At 32.4% G+C, this 14,799-nt stretch carries 16 protein-coding genes; 5 read left to right on the plus strand and 11 right to left on the minus strand.

Going from position 1 to position 14,799, the window contains the following annotated elements; genetic code table 11:
• Window positions 1-74: 74 nt before the first annotated feature.
• Together GQR97_RS07255 and GQR97_RS07260 are read right to left on the minus strand one after the other, a co-directional pair.
• Entirely contained in the window at window positions 75-824 is a 750-nt protein-coding gene (locus tag GQR97_RS07255; RefSeq protein ID WP_158846932.1) for a uroporphyrinogen-III synthase, read from the minus strand.
• A gap of 22 nt (window positions 825-846) precedes the next feature.
• Complete coding sequence (locus GQR97_RS07260) at window positions 847-1,494, minus strand: DUF4271 domain-containing protein (RefSeq protein ID WP_158846934.1); 648 nt, start codon at window positions 1,492-1,494, stop codon at window positions 847-849.
• Between the two features lie 118 nt (window positions 1,495-1,612).
• On the opposite strand from GQR97_RS07260, the gene GQR97_RS07265 reads away from it, so the two are divergent.
• From GQR97_RS07265 to GQR97_RS07275, 3 genes are read left to right on the plus strand one after another with little or no spacing between them, the layout of a single operon-like run.
• The gene (locus GQR97_RS07265; RefSeq protein WP_158851657.1) at window positions 1,613-2,335 is read left to right on the plus strand and encodes a polyprenol monophosphomannose synthase; all 723 of its coding nucleotides are present in this window, start codon (window positions 1,613-1,615) and stop codon (window positions 2,333-2,335) included.
• A gap of 6 nt (window positions 2,336-2,341) precedes the next feature.
• Window positions 2,342-3,688: a dihydroorotase gene (locus GQR97_RS07270; RefSeq protein ID WP_158846936.1), complete on the plus strand. Its 1,347-nt coding sequence runs from the start codon at window positions 2,342-2,344 to the stop codon at window positions 3,686-3,688.
• Window positions 3,685-4,335 (plus strand): DUF4296 domain-containing protein, encoded by a 651-nt coding sequence (locus GQR97_RS07275; protein ID WP_158846938.1) that lies wholly within the window; start codon window positions 3,685-3,687, stop codon window positions 4,333-4,335. Before GQR97_RS07270 ends, GQR97_RS07275 begins: the two co-directional genes overlap by 4 nt.
• Here the strand turns inward: GQR97_RS07275 and GQR97_RS07280 are convergent.
• Both GQR97_RS07280 and GQR97_RS07285 read right to left on the minus strand, forming a co-directional pair.
• Window positions 4,301-5,302: an NAD-dependent epimerase/dehydratase family protein gene (locus GQR97_RS07280; RefSeq protein ID WP_158846940.1), complete on the minus strand. Its 1,002-nt coding sequence runs from the start codon at window positions 5,300-5,302 to the stop codon at window positions 4,301-4,303. The two genes, GQR97_RS07275 and GQR97_RS07280, sit on opposite strands and share 35 nt — an antisense overlap.
• A 489-nt stretch (window positions 5,303-5,791) precedes the next feature.
• Window positions 5,792-6,061, minus strand: a complete 270-nt coding sequence (locus tag GQR97_RS07285) for a hypothetical protein (RefSeq protein WP_158846942.1) — start codon at window positions 6,059-6,061, stop codon at window positions 5,792-5,794.
• A gap of 102 nt (window positions 6,062-6,163) precedes the next feature.
• Here GQR97_RS07285 and GQR97_RS07290 point away from each other — a divergent pair, with 102 nt between their 5' ends.
• Entirely contained in the window at window positions 6,164-6,625 is a 462-nt protein-coding gene (locus GQR97_RS07290; protein ID WP_158846944.1) for a DUF1569 domain-containing protein, read from the plus strand.
• A 57-nt stretch (window positions 6,626-6,682) separates the two neighbouring features.
• On the opposite strand, the gene GQR97_RS07295 is transcribed toward GQR97_RS07290, so the two are convergent.
• The 5 genes from GQR97_RS07295 to GQR97_RS07315 form a co-directional block, all read right to left on the minus strand.
• Window positions 6,683-7,699, minus strand: coding sequence for a phytase (locus GQR97_RS07295; protein ID WP_158846946.1), 1,017 nt, complete (start codon window positions 7,697-7,699; stop codon window positions 6,683-6,685).
• Window positions 7,700-7,701: 2 nt separating this feature from the next.
• Window positions 7,702-10,545 (minus strand): TonB-dependent receptor, encoded by a 2,844-nt coding sequence (locus GQR97_RS07300; RefSeq protein WP_158846948.1) that lies wholly within the window; start codon window positions 10,543-10,545, stop codon window positions 7,702-7,704.
• A 216-nt stretch (window positions 10,546-10,761) separates the two neighbouring features.
• Window positions 10,762-11,022, minus strand: a complete 261-nt coding sequence (gene rpmA, locus GQR97_RS07305) for a 50S ribosomal protein L27 (RefSeq protein WP_158846950.1) — start codon at window positions 11,020-11,022, stop codon at window positions 10,762-10,764.
• Window positions 11,023-11,063: 41 nt separating this feature from the next.
• Window positions 11,064-11,699: a 50S ribosomal protein L21 gene (gene rplU / locus GQR97_RS07310; RefSeq protein ID WP_158846953.1), complete on the minus strand. Its 636-nt coding sequence runs from the start codon at window positions 11,697-11,699 to the stop codon at window positions 11,064-11,066.
• A 99-nt stretch (window positions 11,700-11,798) separates the two neighbouring features.
• On the minus strand, window positions 11,799-12,251 hold the full coding sequence (locus tag GQR97_RS07315; RefSeq protein WP_158846955.1) for a DUF4199 domain-containing protein: 453 nt from the start codon (window positions 12,249-12,251) through the stop codon (window positions 11,799-11,801).
• 186 nt (window positions 12,252-12,437) lie between these two features.
• On the opposite strand from GQR97_RS07315, the gene GQR97_RS07320 reads away from it, so the two are divergent.
• Entirely contained in the window at window positions 12,438-12,821 is a 384-nt protein-coding gene (locus GQR97_RS07320; protein WP_233267623.1) for a heavy-metal-associated domain-containing protein, read from the plus strand.
• A gap of 56 nt (window positions 12,822-12,877) precedes the next feature.
• Here GQR97_RS07320 and gldD read toward each other — a convergent pair whose 3' ends face one another.
• Both gldD and GQR97_RS07330 read right to left on the minus strand, forming a co-directional pair.
• Entirely contained in the window at window positions 12,878-13,459 is a 582-nt protein-coding gene (gene gldD / locus GQR97_RS07325; RefSeq protein WP_158846959.1) for a gliding motility lipoprotein GldD, read from the minus strand.
• Between the two features lie 2 nt (window positions 13,460-13,461).
• Window positions 13,462-14,766 (minus strand): gliding motility-associated protein GldE, encoded by a 1,305-nt coding sequence (locus GQR97_RS07330; RefSeq protein WP_158846961.1) that lies wholly within the window; start codon window positions 14,764-14,766, stop codon window positions 13,462-13,464.
• Between the last annotated feature and the right edge of the window lie 33 nt (window positions 14,767-14,799).

The following is a 14,799-nucleotide window of genomic DNA, read 5'->3' on the forward strand; positions in this document are numbered from 1 at the left end:
ATGAAAATATATAAAACTAAAAACGCCCGATTTTAATTAAATCGGGCGTTTTTGTTATCATTTAAAAAAAGGTTTTATTTTCCTTTGTTTACTTTATCAATGTATTTCTGTAAAGCCATTGTCATTGAAGGTGTTTCTGGTGTTGGCGCAGCTATATCTACACGTAAACCTTTTTCTTCAACAGCTTTAATTGTGGTATTTCCAAATACAGCAATACGAGTCTCGTTTTGTTTGAAATCTGGAAAATTTTGAAATAATGATTCAATTCCAGAAGGGCTAAAAAATACTAAAACATCGTAAAGTACATCGGCTAAATCTGTTAAATCACTAACTACAGTTTTATAAAACGTAGCTTGTTTCCAATTTACACCTAAAGCATCCAAAGTATTTGGTACTTCTGGTTTTACTTTATCTGTAGTTGGTAGTAAGAATTTTTCGTCTTTATATTTTTTAATAAGTGGCGAAAGTTCAGAAAAAGTACGTTTTCCAACATAAATCTTACGTTTTCTATAAACCACATATTTCTGTAAATAATAAGCAACTGCTTCCGATTGGCAGAAATATTTTAAGCTATCCGGAACTTTAAATCGCATTTCCTCAGCCACTCTAAAAAAGTGGTCTACAGCGTTTCTACTTGTTAATATAATGGCGGTATACTGACCTAAATCTATTTTTTGATGTCTAATCTCTTTTGCAGAAACCCCTTCAACATGAATAAAAGGACGGAAATCTATTTTCACCTTTTGTTTTTCTTCTAAATCGAAGTAAGGTGAGTTTTCTATTTTAGGTTCTGGTTGAGATACTAAAATGGTTTTCACTTTCATAAGCGCAATCAGTTTTGTTCTGTTATTTTGAAGCCAAAACCTTATATAAAAATAAGTAAGGTGCGATTTCAAGTGCGCAAAGATACAAAATAAAATAAAACAAGTTGTTTTTTATTAGATTTTGATGTCTTTTAAATGAGGTTATTAGCCCTATTAAATTCACCAAAAGGAGTAGCCCGATAAAGCCGTAGATTAGCTGTGCTGTTGGCGAAAGCGTATAAAGTAAAAAGCCGTCTATAGGCAGTAAAATAAGGCCTAAAAAATTTTTGTAACTTATTTTTTGAAAAACATATTGGTCAAAGAGCTCGTCCATAGAAAAAACACTACCCAAAAGGCGTTCTAGTAGTACTTTTATTAATATAAAAACAGAAATTCCGACAGCTATTTTAAACATTAAATCAATAGAGATATTTGAGATACTATAGAAGTACTTATATATAATACAACCAAATACCGACGCTGATAGTATTAGATTTCCAAATAGAAGTGCGTCAAATTTGTCGAAAAATTTCTGATCTCGGGCATAAATATTGAGGTATTTGGAGTTTATCACTACAAAAGCAAAGTCTTTAAATCGCTTAGGTTCAATGAGTTTCGCTATGGCGATTACCACCAAGCCTATAAATAATAGGATGGTAAATAGTTCGTTTGATGGTATTGCTCTAATCACAGGTTAAAATTATTATAATTATTAATAAAACACCTAAAATATTAAGGAATTTTTAAAGAACCCGTATTTTAAAAAATGTACATTTGCTAAAAAATTGTAGGCTTTCAAAAGGATAATGATGAAGGATAGCGTTGTAATTATTCCAACATATAACGAAATAGAAAATATAGAGGCTATTATTAAGGCAGCGTTAAGTCAGTCGGAAGCAAATCATGTGCTTGTTGTTGATGATAACTCTCCGGATTTAACAGCTTTAAAGGTTAAGGAACTTCAAGATGTATTCCCTAATCGATTATTTTTGGAAGTTAGAAAAGAAAAATCGGGATTAGGCACTGCCTATATTCATGGTTTTAAATGGGCTATCGATAGAAAATATGATTATATTTTTGAAATGGATGCCGATTTTTCTCATAATCCAACAGATTTAATTAAATTATACAATGCTTGTGCGATCGAAGGAGCTGGTGTATCCATAGGGTCTCGCTATAAAACGGGTGTTAATGTTGTAAACTGGCCTATGAACCGGGTACTTATGTCGTATTTCGCATCGAAATATGTTAGCGTTATTACTGGAATGAAAATTCATGATACCACAGCCGGTTTTGTTTGTTATAAGCGAGAAGTGCTAGAAGCTATAGATTTAAATGCTATTAAGTTTATAGGTTATGCGTTTCAAATTGAAATGAAATTTAAAGCTTATTTAAAGGAATTTAAAATTATTGAAGTTCCTGTGATTTTTACTGATAGAACAAAAGGAGTTTCTAAATTAAGCGGCGGTATTATTTCCGAAGCTATTTTTGGAGTGATTACTATGAAACTAAAAAGTCTATTTAAAAAATAGGAAGATATGAAACAAAGAACGACACTTATTAAAAACGCTCATATTGTTACCGATGGAAAAACAATAAAAGGCGATATACTAATTGAAGGTAATTATATCAAGGAGATTAACGATTCAATAAGTGCCAAATCAGCAGATGTACATGTGCTTGATGCAGAAGGTAAGTATGTTTTACCTGGTGCTATAGATGATCAGGTTCATTTTAGAGAACCAGGTTTAACGCATAAAGCTAATATAGAAACAGAATCTAGAGCAGCTATAGCTGGTGGTATTACTTCGTTTATTGAAATGCCTAATACTAATCCGCAAACTACAACGGTAGAAAAACTAGAAGAAAAATTCGAAATTGCCGCAAAAACATCATACGCGAATTACTCATTTATGTTTGGTGGAACTAACGATAATTTAGAAGAAATTTTAAAGGTTGATCCAAAATCGGTGGCCGGATTAAAATTGTTTTTAGGTTCCTCTACAGGGAATATGTTAGTAGACGATCCAGCAGTTTTAGAAAATATTTTTAAAAGCACCGATATGGTAATTTCGGTACACTGTGAAGATGAAGCTACAATAAAAAAGAATTTACAAGAATATGTTGATAAATTTGGTGATGATATTCCTGTAAAATATCATCCTATTATTAGAAGTGAGGAAGCTTGCTATATCTCATCATCAAAAGCGATAGAATTAGCAAAGAAAACAGGAGCAAGATTGCATGTTTTTCATCTATCTACAGGAAAGGAAACTAGCTTGTTTAGTAATAAAATACCTTTAAAAGATAAAAAAATAACAGCCGAAGTTTGTGTACATCACCTTTGGTTTAGTGATGAAGATTACGAGAAAAAAGGAACACTAATTAAGTGGAATCCTGCCGTGAAAACTAAAGAAGATCGTGAGCAACTTTGGGAAGCCTTACTAGACGATCGTATCGATGTTATAGCAACCGACCATGCACCACATACTATAGACGAGAAAAATAACGTTTATACAAAAGCGCCATCGGGTGGGCCATTAGTGCAACATGCTATGCCTGCTATGTTAGAAATGTATCATAAAGGAAAAATTTCTATTGAAAAGGTTGTTGAAAAAATGTGTCATAATCCAGCTATTTTATTTCAAGTAGAAAAACGTGGTTATGTGAAGGAAGGCTATTTTGCCGATTTAGTTTTGGTAGATTTAAACAACCCATGGACAGTAAAAAAAGACAATATTTTATATAAATGTGGTTGGTCTCCGTTTGAAGGCGCTACATTTAAATCTAGAATAACACACACCTTTTTAAACGGATCTATGGTTTACCATAACGGTAAATTTAGCGACGTAAAAGCAGCAAAACGATTAACTTTCGATAGATGATTTTAAAGCGATTTCTAACATATTTAAGCATTATACTATTGGTAACAGCTTGTTATCAATTTAAAGAACCAAAAAAACCTAAGAATTTAATTTCTAAGGAAAACATGGTCGATATTTTAATCGATGCCAAAATAGTAGGCTCAGCAAATATGGCAAATAAACGTATTATGGAAAGCCATGGTGTGGATTTAGAAAGCTACGTATTTGAAAAACATAATATTGATAGCCTTCAATTTGCTTTAAGTAATGAGTATTATACTTTTCATATTAAGGAATACGACGAGATTTACCAAAAAGTAAAGGATAGTTTAGAAGCTTTAAAAATATTTTATAAAGACCTGGAAGAAAAGGAAGAAGCCGTGGTTAAAGAAAAACGGAAGCAAGATTCGTTACAGATGTTAACAACCTTAAAAGATTCTATTTCTAACCTAAAACTTCACGATTCTATTAAAACACGTCTGAAAAAAGAAATTTTATTAGACTCAACACTATTAGTTAAAAAGTTCAAAAAAATCTTAATAGAAAATAAATCTATAACAGACGAAGCGTTAAAAAAAGTAGAAAATGTGGATCGTGAAACACTTTCCAAGATAAAATCGAAATTAGTAAAACCTATTTCAGATAAAGACGTCCGGTCTCGCGAATAACATCATCAACAGCTTTAAATTTAAAATTTAAAGCTGTTTTTATTTTATCGCTATTGTACTGCGTATCGGTAGATAGCGTGCGTACTAAATTACTAGTTAATTGCCTACGCATACCCGTAAGTTTTGTTTTAAACCAATCTAATTGCCAACCTATATTTAGCAACCAACTTGGCGCTAGTTTTTTAGGCAGTTTTCCATTAACGGCTGTAGCTAAAGTTTCTAAAAAGCGTTTGTAAGTCCAATGTTCGGCCACCAAAACAAAACGCTCATTAGTAATATCGCTATTCATTAAAGTAGTCATGGCTCGCACCACATCATCAACCGTAACTAGAGCAATAGTTCCCGAAGTATAAAACGGAAATCCTTTTTTAGCTTTCTTAAATAAATTACCAGTACCATTGTCCCAAAAACCAGAACCTAAAATTACTCCAGGATTTACAATAACAGCATCTAAACCTTCCTGAGTACCGCGCCAAACTTCCATTTCAGCACCATATTTAGTAATAGCATAAGCACTATTATCATCCTCAGGGTTCCAAATCGTTTCTTCGCTAATAGGTTTATTATTTAATTCACTGCCTAATGTGGCAATCGAGCTCACATAGCATAGTTTTTTAATATTTTCAGATAAGCATAAGTTAACAATATTGGCAGTTCCATCAATATTTGTTCGTCGTAAAAGATGGTATTTATTCGGTTCGAAAGAAACTAATGCCGCACAATGATATACATGTGTAACACCAAAAAAAGCTTCAAGCAGCTCAGGGATATTCAAAATATCCGCCTCAACCCATTCGATAGAGGTAAAAAGCGTTTCAGAATTAGCGCCTAAAGATGCAAACACATTTTTAACCAACCGTAACTTGTGCTCACTCCTGTAAATAGCTCTAACCTTTTCCTTTTGGCTAGTTAATTTATACAGTAAATGTGCTCCAACTAAACCCGTACCACCCGTAACTAAAATCATGCAACTAAAGTAATAAATATTTAAACTATAGCGGCTGTTTTAGTATAATTTGGGCAATTTTATTTTGGCTTTTAGTGGCCAAAATAAACCGCGCTTTCCACTATATCTTTTTGGTACAACAAGTATTAGCAAATTTTAAAAAGTATGTTTAAATGCGTTAAATTAGTTTTTGTAAAAAGAGTAGAGCTGCACCAAAAAGGATGCCGCTGCAATCGCTATCGCTGTAATTACCGTCCAACAACGGCAAAGCTACACGAATAAATAAACCACTGAATTTATATTTGTCATGGTCAATCAAAGAGAGGCATCATATAAACAAACGCTGTTAGTGTGTGGTTTTTCCTCATGTCGAAATGACATTGGAACCTTAATTTTTTTATATAAGTCTGGTGTTTTCAGGCCTCACTTTATGCTTTCAATCCAAAAACGACATATTAAGTCAGGAAAACATCACATAAAAATTCTAATATTATTCTAGATTAAAAATAATTAATCCACATGGTCTTCTTCAAAATACCACCATAAACTAGAATCTATAGACGATTTCATTTTAGTAATATCGGCATGATCCTTTAAAACCACGGTAATATTTTCACTAACTCTATTTTGCCCGATACTTTCTATAATTTCAATGGTTTCAATCTCATTAAAATGTTCTAAATGTTTTTTAATTCTTGAGTCTAACGATTCATCGCTCAAAAAAATCTTGATAGCTTGCTGGTTCGGAGAATTTCTAATTTCAGATCTAAACGGTAGCATAGGCGTAAGTATTAAATTAAACATTAAGTAATTGCAAACACAATACTCTAAAGTTAATGATTTATTCAATATCTTTCAATAAAATTATTAAATTAATAGTAAATGAGTGTGATTTTAACAAAAATATTATTTAAAATAAAACAGAACATTTCGTTTAAAGATGAAATTAATACTGAAATTTCAAAATCTACAGTGGGTTGGCAATTAGATCACGCCATAAAAGTGTTTAATGCTGTAATTGAGCAAGCTATAAATTCGAATCCAGAAGATTATAAAACAAGCTTTAATTTTAAACGATCGGTGTTATTTAGATTAGGCTTCTTGCCTAGAGGAAAAGCTAGAGCTCCGAAAGCCGTTTTACCTCCTGAAACCATTTTAGAAGCCAATATAGAAGCGCAATTTCAAAAAGCTTACGCTAACCTTAAAAAAATTGAATTATTACCTGAAACTGCTTTTTTTAATCATCATATTTTTGGTGTACTGAATAAAAAACAAACACTTCGTTTTATAGAAATACATACTAACCATCATTTAAAAATTATTCGTGATATTTTAGATAAATAAAAAAAGGTTCTTTGAAAATTTTTCAAAGAACCTTTAAAACTAGAAATGGTTAGTTTTTTATTCTAATAATTTCAATTTCGCTAAATCGTGGAAGAAGAAATTCTTTTCATCATTCATAGAAACAAAAACGCCGTAAGGGAATTTATCGCCTAAAGCAACTGTTGTAACATCACAACCGTCGGTTTCCAAAGTACCTAAATTAATTTCTTTAATAAAAGCATTTGTTTTTAAATCGAAAACACAAAACGTATGCGCTTGTTGGTTAGATACAATTAAAAACGATTTGTCGGCGTATTTTGCAATAGCAATACCTTCAATATCGCGCTCAAAATATTCACCTCCAAAAGCATAAATTTCTTTGTCTCCTTTAGATGGTTCTGCGTGATATTTACGAATTCCATGCATTTCATCAGAATAATAAACCATGCCCGTTTCATTATCTACAGCAATCGCTTCTATTTCTTTTTTGCCACTAAAGGCTCCAAAGGTTCTTACTAGTTTTGAGTGTACACCTAAACTATCTGAAGTCAATAAATATTGATGTAAATAACCTTCTTTTGGTCCGTTTTTACGACCAACAATAGCATATATATCATTCGTTTTTGGCGACTTATAAAGCGCAATACCCATTGGAGCATCAAACTCAGGTGTCGTTTCATTTTCAAAAACAGGAAAACCGCCGTTGTCTAGAGGTTGCATATCGGGCACAGAATACAAACGGATGGTTTTGTTTTCTCTTTCCGTAAAGGCAATAATATCGGTTTGGGTAGAATCGTTAAGTTTAAAACCATATTCTAAATCGATGTTGTTCGGTCGTTTTATGTTTCTAATGGTTTTATTTTCTATAATTTTCCCGTCTAAATCAAAAGCGTAAATAGCACCATTGGTTTCTTTATCTGTTCCAAAAATTATGCTTTTTGATGCATCGTTTGGGTTTACCCAAATAGCAGGATCATCAGTATCATGCAACGTGTTTTCTGTAATAACATCTGGTGCAATTTCTGGAAATTGAGTTCCGCATGCTATTAATAATGTTAAGCTTCCTATGATTATTATTTTATTGTAATTCGTCATGTTTAGTTTCTTTTAAATAGATCGTATTTTAAGCCAAAAGTTAAGCGCTGTCCATAAGACTCAGACTGCATAGTTCTCGATTTTTCACCTTGATAATAACGTAAAGCTTGGTTTGTAATGTTATTTAAACTCGCGTAAATACTTAGATTTTTGTTGAATTTATAACCAGCGTTAAAATCTAAGAAAAATTGTTTGTCGTAATAACGATCTTCAAAAGCACGACCACCAATTTCGTCTACATAAGCTCCTGAATAATTACCCGAAAGCCTAGCGTTAAACTTTTTATCGGCATAAGCTAAAGATGCGTTAAACATATTTGGCGCCGTGTTTGGTAAATCTAAATCGGTACGTTCTTCACCATCTTCATTTCTAATGCCATCTGCACTAGACGATAAATGTGTGTAATTTAAGTAAATACTTAGGTTTCTAGCAAAACTTGGTAAGAAATCTAACTGACGTTGGAAAGCAAATTCAAATCCAAGAAGAGAAGCTTTATCGCCATTAAAGGGTTGATAAACGTCGTATTCGTTTTCATCTTCATATTGAAAAACATAAATAAAATCTTGAATATCTTTATAGAAAACACCTCCAGAAATAATACCAACAGATTTGAAATAGTGTTCTGCCATAACATCAAAATTTATTGATGTTGTTGGATCAAGTTCTGAGTTTCCTAACTTAATTTCTTCATCTTCATTGTTAATCTCTCTAAAAGGAACAAGGTCTATATAGTTTGGTCTAGCCAATGTGTTTGTCCAAGCAAAACGTAACACAGTTTGTTCTGTTAAGTCGTATTTTAAGTGTAAACCAGGTAAAACATTGGTGTACGAGTTTTTATCTGTAACACTATTGCTTCCTGCAAAATCACCATCTTCATCAAAAATAATTTCGTTTCCTGTACTGTTAATACTTGTGTGTTCTAATCTAATACCAAATAGAACGTTTAGTTTTTCGGTTACTTGTTGGCTCGTCATAGCGTAGCCAGAAAACACATTTTCATCTACATCAAAGTTCGCTGTTAGGTATTCTTCTGGTAAATCTTCAGCTTCAAACAAAGTCGCATCGTTAAGATTTAATTGTCCTAGAAACTCGGTCGTTGCAAAAGATCCAATAGCATATTGACTGCCTGCTAAAAAATCTGGATTGCTGTAATTTTTAGTAGGGATACCACCTAATAAATCGAAGCTCGAACCTTCTGGGCTGTATTCAATAAAATCGTTATCTCTATTTTTATTTTTCAACCTTGTTTTTATACCAAATTTTAAAGATCCGTTATTATCATCAAATAAATTTAAAGGCAATTTGAAATTTGCTACAACATTAAAATCTTTTTCCTCCGTGTATTGGTTTTCTTCGGTTAATTCACCAAATTCAAAGCTATTGTAAAGTGCATCGTTATTGTTAACAGGAGTAAATAGAGGGTGTCTAGAGTTGTTGTTGTAGTTAATGGTGTATTCGCTCTCGTATTCTAGGTAGCGCTCGTTTAAACGCTCTTCAGAAGCTTTAGAATAAGCTGCCATCCAGTCTATTTGTAGTTTGTTAACTAAGTGTGCACCACCAATGTTATAGTTTTGCATACGTTGGTCTTCTAGTCTGGTGTTTTGGTTTCTGTCGTTGTCAATACCACCTTTAGTTTGGCGTTTTACTTCTACCGGAAACATGCTTAAGTTACTATTTGAGTCTACCGTGAAATCACCTGGCTCAATATCTTCACCGTCTAGAATTTCATGCTCTAATCTAAACCTGTTTTCACGATCGTCTCTCCAGTTGTAGATGGATTTAAAATAAATACTGTTATTTTTATCTAGTTTATAATCTAAATTAGCTGAAAAGCTACGTCGTGTACGTTGTACAATATAATCTCTAATTTCAAAGGTTTTTGCGTAAGGGTTAACGACAACTTCTTCTAAATTATCTTCGTCATCATTCGCATTATATTCAAATTCATCTTCCCACTCGGCTTCAAAATTATGACTTCCAAAATCATTATCGTTTACCGATGCAGAAAGCATCCATCCAAATTTTCCGTTATCGCTTCTGTTTCCTATTAAAAAAGAACCATTAAGTATTTTTTTATTTGAAATGTAATTAACGCCCGAGCCCACAGTTGCTGATACACGGAAACCTTCTGGAGAAGTTCTTGTTACCAAGTTTACCGAACCACCTAAAGCATCAGCATCCATATCTGGTGTTACCGCTTTGCTCACTTCAATAAGCTGAATCATATCTGCAGGAATTAAATCCATTTGTACATTACGGTTGTCCCCTTCGGCGGAAGGGATACGACTACCGTTTAAAGTTACAGAGTTTAATTGTGGTGCTAAACCACGAATAATTATGTTTCTAGCTTCACCTTGATCTACTTGCATGGTGATACCTGGTATACGTTTTATAGCGTCGCCAATATTAGCATCTGGAAATTTCCCAATTTGATCGGTAGAGACTACATTGGTAATGTTTTGCTTGTTTTTTTGAGCATTAAGCGCTTTTGCTTGACCACTTACATAACTTGTAATCGTTACACCATCTAGCTCTAATGCTTTTGGAGTAATAGTGAAGTTTAAAGTTGAAGTTGCGTTTGCTTTTACTAAAATGTTTGAGCTACTATCATCATAACCAATATATTTTACTGTTACGGTTTGGTTACCAGTAGGAACGCCAATAAGCGTAAAGTTTCCATCAACATCGGAAATTGTTCCCTTTTTTAAAGATTCGATTATAATATTACTAAAAGGTACTTTTAATCCGTCGCTATCGGTAATAACACCTTGAATATTACCTTCTTGACATATTCCTGTCAGGGAAAGTAGTAGTGTTATTATCAAAATTACATTGTTTTTTCTCATGATTATTGTTAGTTATTTCGTCGAGACGAAATAATAAAAATGAGAATGAAATCGGATTATGTATTTTTTAAGTTAATGTTAACTGTGTGGAAGAAAAATCGGTCTTTTAATCTGTAGTTAACATTAAAAAAACGTTTAGAAAATACTAATTTTGGACAACGCAAAAAACCCTTCTGTTTCCAGAAAGGTTTTTGTTTTTATTAAGAACGTTAATTTCTAAGCTTCGAAAGGCTCGATAGAAACGTAAGATTTATTATCTTTTTTCTTAGTAAATTTTACAAGACCATCAACATATGCATGTAATGTATGATCTTTTCCTTGGTATACGTTTTCACCTGGGTGATGCGTGTTACCACGTTGTCTTAAAATGATATTTCCAGCAATAGCAGCTTGTCCTCCAAATATCTTAACGCCTAAACGTTTTGATTCGGATTCTCTACCATTCTTCGAACTACCAACTCCTTTTTTATGAGCCATGATCTAAGGTTTTATATTGTTATACTTAAGTGATTGAGCGATTAAGCTTTACCACCATCTAATTCGTCTTGCCATTTTTTTAATTCATCCCATTTACCATCAGCAGCTAATTGAGCTTGTGCTGGCCATGTATCAGTTACGTGGTTTCCACGAACATCAGTGATGATTTCAGAAATTTTAGCAGCATCTGTTTTTGCTAATTCAGCAAAAGTTGTAATGCCTGCAGTCGCTAACGTTTCAGCAATTTTTGGTCCAATACCTTCAACTTTTTTCAAGTCATCAGCTTTTCCTGTTGCTTTTTTAGCAGCTGGTGCAGCTTCGGTTTTTGGCTCTGCTTTTTTTACTGGTGCAGCTTTTTTAGCTCCAGAAGCAGCGATACTTTCAATTACAATTTCCGTTAAAGATTGACGGTGACCATTTTTAACACGGTAACCTTTACGTCTTTTCTTTTTGAAAACTATAACTTTGTCACCTTTAAGGTGTCTTAAGATTTTTGCACTTACTTGTGCTCCATCTATAGCTGGGGCGCCTACAGTTACATTGTCACCATCACCAAGTAGAAGTACGTTATCGAAAGAAACTTTCTTACCTTCTTCTGTTGCTAAACGGTTAACAAAAACTCTTTGGTCTTTTTCAACTTTAAATTGATGCCCTGCTATCTCTACAATTGCGTACATAGCGTAACGTTTTTATTAATTAATTTGTTTATAAAATGTGCTTATTTTGTCCATAAGCGGGTGCAAATATACTGCTAATTAATTAATTAACAAACGTTATTATTTATTTTCAAGGATATTTCGGCTTATTTTAAAGCGTTGCATGATAACAAACACCGAAACTAGCGTTGTAGCTAACCCCATTACAGCAACAATAAATGTGATTAAACCTGCATTAATATTGAAGTTTCCATTCATTGAATTGGTAAGTTCTGGTAGATATTCTTTGTCTATTTCAGTTGAATAAATTAAGAAAAAGCCTGTAAAAATTAGAGTAGCTATAAAACCAGTAAATATTCCAGTTTTAAAACCTTCAGCATAACTAAAAGTATTAATGTCTTGAAGTTTACGTAAACGAATAACTTCATAAATACCAAAACCAGTAATTATAGAATTGAATAAACTGTATAACGGGTTTTTGTGTAAATCAAATAGCGCTAAAACTAAGAAGTATGCAATTAAAATGGCGCTTGTAACGAGTCCGAATCTAAGTGAAAGCGATATTTTTTTCATGGTTGTTTTAGTTTAGTTCTTTTCAATTTCGTGAAAATTTATGATTTATCATAATATTATTATGTTTTCAATGTTATAAGAATCATAAAAATTGAACATTTGATGTTCTAGATAACAAGTATTTAGTAGTTTTGTAATTCCAAAAACTTAAAAAAACTAGTTATGAAAATGATAAAGAATATTTTGATGCTTGCAGTTGTAGTAACTTTTGCATTTAGTTGTAAAAATGATGCTAAAGCAGAAGTGAAAACCGTTGAGCATACTAATACTAATGAAGCCGTGGCGAAATTAGATCCAAATGCGACTTATGCTAAAGCTGAATTTACAATTGAAGGGATGACGTGTGCTATAGGATGTGCTGCAACAATTGAGAAAAGGATAGCTAAAATGGAAGGAGTAAAATCTTCTAAAGTTGATTTTGATAAAAAATTAGCAATGGTTGAATATGATGAAGCTAAAGTTTCTCCAGAATCACTTACTAAAACTGTTACGAGTGTTGCAGATTTATATAGTGTAAAGGATATGAAAAAAGTTGATGCTTTTTCTTCAGAAGAAGGAGTTGTTAAGTAATCATTATTATACTTTAAAAAAAATTAACGCTTTAGTTTTTTAACTAAAGCGTTTTTTTATTTCCATTTAATGGTTTCCATAATACGCTTCATATCATTTTGTAAATAATTAGCTGCTGGAAGTATGGAGTCGTAATTAGGTTTTATATTAAAATATAGTGAAGCTGTTAAAAAATGATTCACGCTATCTGTAATATAAAATTGTGCTGGAGATGCTACGTTTCCTTTTACTTCAGAAAATAAACCGTAAACGTTGTGTTCATTGTTTTCGTAAGGATATGCTGGGATTTCATCTGCTTTTTTGGTGTGTTCTAAAGTGAGTTTTTGTGCGTCTTCAATAAAATCGGCTAAATTCTTTTTATTATTTTCAACGGCTTTGTAAGTTAAAAAAATAGTGCCTTTTAAAGTTGAATACTCAATGTTTAAGCCATAGCTTTCAGTTGAAGCACGTAATGGTTTTATTTTTATTTGTTCGGCTAATTGATTAGTTTCAAACGTAAAAGGTAATCTATCTAAATGAGATTCGGAATAATTAGGTGTCGGGTATTCTAAGCGCAAATAGGCCTTTGGTTTTGGTATATAATCTTCGTTACAAGACAAACACGCTACAGTTAAAAATAATAAGTAAAACCTTTTCATAATTATGTTATTGTGAACTTAATAAGCCTTATTCGTTTTTTATCTAAAGCTTCAATAGTAAAAACGTAATTTTTAAAATTTATTTTACTGTTCAATTTTGGGAAGCTTTTTGATATTTCTAAAACAAAGCCTGCAACCGTTTCTGCTTCACCTTTATGGTCTTCAAAAATAGTTTCATCTTCAATTTTAATAATCTTGTAGAAATCTTTTAAAGCTGTTTTACCTTCAAAAACGTAATTGTTATCATCTAGTTTGGAGTATTTTAAATCTTCATCATCAAACTCATCACTAATATCACCAACTATTTCTTCTATAATATCTTCTAAAGAAATTAAACCCGAAGTTCCACCATATTCATCCACAACAACTGCTAAATGGACTTTTTTCTCTTGAAATTCGGCCATTAAATCATCTAGTTTTTTATTCTCTGGAACAAAAAAGGGTTCACGAATTAAGGAAGACCAATCAAATTGCTTTCTATCAATAAAAGGTAGTAAATCTTTAACATAAAGAATACCTTTTATGTTATCTATATTGTCTTGATAAACGGGAATTCTTGAATAACCATTCTCTACAATTTCCGCCATAATATCCATATATTTTTGCTCGATATTTAGAGCGAAAATATCAATTCTTGGGCGCATAGCCTGCTTGGTATCGGTGTTTCCGAAAGACACAATGCCTTGCAGAATTCGTTGTTCTTCTTTGGTAGTATCCTCTTCGCTTGTAAGTTCTAATGCTTGTGATAATTGATCTATACTTAAATTAGATTTTTGCTTACCTAGCTTACTATGTATTGCGAGCGTTACACTGCGCATGGGTAAGCTAATTGGAGAAAGTAAAACATCTAAAACTTTAAGAGGATAGGCCATAAAAGTTGCAAACTTTAAATTATTACGGCTAGCATAGATTTTAGGTAAAATTTCACCAAACAATAAAATTAAAAAAGTAACAATTATAAGGTCTAAAGTGAATTTTAAAATGGGATTTGTAATACCCATAAACAAGCTGCTACTTATATAAGCGTATAAAATAACAATGGCGATATTTATAAAATTATTGGCAACTAATATAGTGGCTAATAGTTTTTTTGGACGTTCTAAAAGTTGTGAAATAATTTGAATCTTTTTAGACTTTGCTGCTAAATCGGCTTCCACATCAGATTTTGATAATGAAAACATGGCAACTTCGGCTCCTGAAATTAGCGCCGAGCAGAATAAGAGTAAAAATAATAGCAGGTATCCTAATGCAATAGAAAAATCGATTGCAATAAATAAACTGAACAAACTGGCGGGATCAGGATCCAAGAGCTGGGGTTTTAGTTAAACACAGTATTCTCG

The organism is Algibacter sp. L1A34, assembly GCF_009796805.1.
Classification (GTDB): domain Bacteria; phylum Bacteroidota; class Bacteroidia; order Flavobacteriales; family Flavobacteriaceae; genus Algibacter.

Coding starts and splice junctions, on each gene's coding strand:
- GQR97_RS07315 (WP_158846955.1), bottom strand. CDS start 12,251: ATGAAAAAAATATCGCTTTCACTTAGATTCGGACTCGTTACAAGCGCC.
- rplU (WP_158846953.1), bottom strand. CDS start 11,699: ATGTACGCAATTGTAGAGATAGCAGGGCATCAATTTAAAGTTGAAAAA.
- GQR97_RS07295 (WP_158846946.1), bottom strand. CDS start 7,699: ATGACGAATTACAATAAAATAATAATCATAGGAAGCTTAACATTATTA.
- GQR97_RS07300 (WP_158846948.1), bottom strand. CDS start 10,545: ATGAGAAAAAACAATGTAATTTTGATAATAACACTACTACTTTCCCTG.
- GQR97_RS07275 (WP_158846938.1), top strand. CDS start 3,685: ATGATTTTAAAGCGATTTCTAACATATTTAAGCATTATACTATTGGTA.
- GQR97_RS07320 (WP_233267623.1), top strand. CDS start 12,438: ATGCTTGCAGTTGTAGTAACTTTTGCATTTAGTTGTAAAAATGATGCT.
- GQR97_RS07270 (WP_158846936.1), top strand. CDS start 2,342: ATGAAACAAAGAACGACACTTATTAAAAACGCTCATATTGTTACCGAT.
- rpmA (WP_158846950.1), bottom strand. CDS start 11,022: ATGGCTCATAAAAAAGGAGTTGGTAGTTCGAAGAATGGTAGAGAATCC.
- GQR97_RS07280 (WP_158846940.1), bottom strand. CDS start 5,302: ATGATTTTAGTTACGGGTGGTACGGGTTTAGTTGGAGCACATTTACTG.
- GQR97_RS07265 (WP_158851657.1), top strand. CDS start 1,613: ATGAAGGATAGCGTTGTAATTATTCCAACATATAACGAAATAGAAAAT.
- GQR97_RS07290 (WP_158846944.1), top strand. CDS start 6,164: ATGAGTGTGATTTTAACAAAAATATTATTTAAAATAAAACAGAACATT.
- gldD (WP_158846959.1), bottom strand. CDS start 13,459: ATGAAAAGGTTTTACTTATTATTTTTAACTGTAGCGTGTTTGTCTTGT.
- GQR97_RS07285 (WP_158846942.1), bottom strand. CDS start 6,061: ATGCTACCGTTTAGATCTGAAATTAGAAATTCTCCGAACCAGCAAGCT.
- GQR97_RS07255 (WP_158846932.1), bottom strand. CDS start 824: ATGAAAGTGAAAACCATTTTAGTATCTCAACCAGAACCTAAAATAGAA.